We start from the raw sequence: 2486 nt of genomic DNA on the forward strand, positions 1-2486 counted from the left end.
GAGTTTATGCAGGGCACCCAAGGAGGGAAACAGGTCGAACACAGCCTGAGCATGGCTGGCGTCCAGAAGACGCAACTGATCATCTTTTGTTAAGGGTTGCAGAATTTCCCAATAGAGTCTTTTCATGTAATCGTGTTTCAGCACCCCCGACAGTGGTTGCAACAGGGCTGAGCACTGTTCCCATCGGCTCCTATCCGGCAATGACTTCAGCCGCTTGACAAAGTGGATAAAACGCTCTCTGTGTTCATGGGAAGAAGATAGAACCATTGCCTTATTTAATACATGCAAGGGCAAAGTTTTAATCGAATGACGCCACAAAAAATCCCGATCCTTTTGATCAGTCCGGAGGTAGCGCTCGACGCCTTTCCCGCCATAAGAAAATAAAAGCGTTATCAATGATTCCATCATCAGAACGGTTTTAGTCTTTGCATTGAATTGCTGAAACTGTTGTAAAACCACCCAGTTGAGTGACCAGTCTGGCTTAGAGGTGGAAAGATAAAGGGCCACTGTTTTTATTTGGCGATTGAATTCGTCATCCTCTTCATCCTCTGAATCGCTATCGTATTCGTCGCCCTCTTCACTCTCTGAATCACTTTTGTCTTCAGCAGATTCTGCTAAAAGCCATTGTTTCAGTTGTGTTTCCTGATGTTGCAGCATCTGAATAGCAGGCAGCCCTTCTGATTTCCAGAGTCTGGTCATTATTCGCAGGAGCTGGTGATTGGGTGCACCTCCACAGCTTATCCAATCCATCACTTTTTTCACTGGCTCATGTTTGGGTATGCCTTTGCAACTATTCATGGATGAGAAGGAGCGGAACAACTTCATATTGAATTCACCATCCTTGTCTTTCCATTCCGGCCAGCCCAACATTGCTTTCACTTGCCCATGTTTGAGCATGCCTCTTCTATTATTCATAGATGAGAAGGAGCGGAACAGCTCCATACTAAACTCGTCATCTTTGTCCTTCCATTCCGGCCAGCTCAGCATATCTTTCACTTCCTTATGTTTGGGTATACCTCTTTTGTCGTACATGGACGCGAAAGAGCGGAACAGCTCCATGTTGAACTTGCTGTCCCTGTCTTTCCACTCCGGCCAGCTCAGGATCTCTTTCACTTTCTCGTGTTTAAGCATGCCTTTACCACTGTTTATGGATGAGAAAGCGCGAAAGAGCTCCACACTGAATTCTCCATCTTTGTCTCTCCATTCCGGCCAGCTCAGCACCCGTTTCACTTGCTCATGCTTGAGCATACCTTTGCCATTATTCATGGATGAGAGGGAGCGAAACAGCTCCATATTGAACTCGCCATTTTTGTCTTTCCATTCCGGCCAGCCCAGCACCTCTTTTACTTCCTCATGTTTGAGCATGCCCATGCCATTATTCATGGACGAAAAGACGCGGAACAGCCTCATATTGAATTTGTCATCCTTGTCTTTCCATTCCGGCCAGCTCAGGACCTCTTTTACTTCTTCATGGTTGAGCATGCCCTTGGAATGATTCATAGACGAGACGGAGCGAAACAACCCCATATTGAACTTGTCATCCTCATCTTTCCATTCCGGCCAGCCCAGCATCTCTCTGACTTTCTTATGTTTGGGTACGCCTCTTTTGTTGTACAGGGATGAGAGGGAGCGGAATAGCTCCATGTTGAACTCGCCATCGTTGTCCTTCCATTCCGGCCAGCCGAGCACCTCTTTCACTTCCTGATGTTTGAGTATGCCTTTACCACAGTTCATGGACGAGAAAGCGCGGAACAGCTCAATATTGAACTCGTCATCTTTGTCCTTCCATTCCGGCCAGCCCAACAACTCTTTCATTTCCTCATGTTTGAGCATGCCTCTACCACTTTTCATGGATGAGTAAGCACGGAACAGTTCCATATTGAACCCGTCATCATTGCCTTTCCATTCCGGCCAGCTCAGGATCTCTTTCACTTCCTCGTGTTTAAGTATACCTTTGCTACTATTCATGGATGAGAAGGGGCGGAACAGCTCCTTACTGAACTTGCCATCCTTATCTTTCCATTCCGGCCAGCTAAGAATCTCTCTCACTTCCTCATGTTTGGGTATGCCTCTTTTGGCGTTCATAGATGAGAAAGAGCGGAATAACTCCGTATTGAACTCGCCATACTCGTCTTTCCATTCGGGCCAGCTCAGCATCTCTTCCACTTCCTCATGTTTGAGCAAGCCTTTTCTATTATTCATGGACGAAAGGGAAGTCAATACATCCAAACTCGCTAAATATTCGAGTTCACCCTGGCTACGCTCGGCAAAATCACGGATATGTTTTTTATTATTTAGCATGCTGGTCAGCATGCCGGTATTTTTGAAGGATTCAGGAAGGCGCCCAAAAAAAACGGTCGCATTATCGAAGAAGCCATTAAAAGACTTTCTCTCTACGAATCGAAGAAGCTTATAAAAAGTGTACTTGACTGTGATGTTTTTTTTCTTGCATATCTCTATCAGGGTTTGCGCTTTTTCCAGCTCTT

Annotated in this window: 1 protein-coding gene; it reads right to left on the reverse strand. The window is 45.9% G+C overall.

Annotated features, from left to right (window positions below):
* On the reverse strand, positions 1–2301 hold a 2301-nt coding region (locus KDK19_RS10850), incomplete at its 3' end, for a hypothetical protein (RefSeq protein WP_257291936.1).
* Positions 2302–2486 lie beyond the last annotated feature (185 nt).

The organism is Endozoicomonas sp. ONNA1 (assembly GCF_024606325.1).
GTDB lineage: Bacteria > Pseudomonadota > Gammaproteobacteria > Pseudomonadales > Endozoicomonadaceae > Endozoicomonas_A.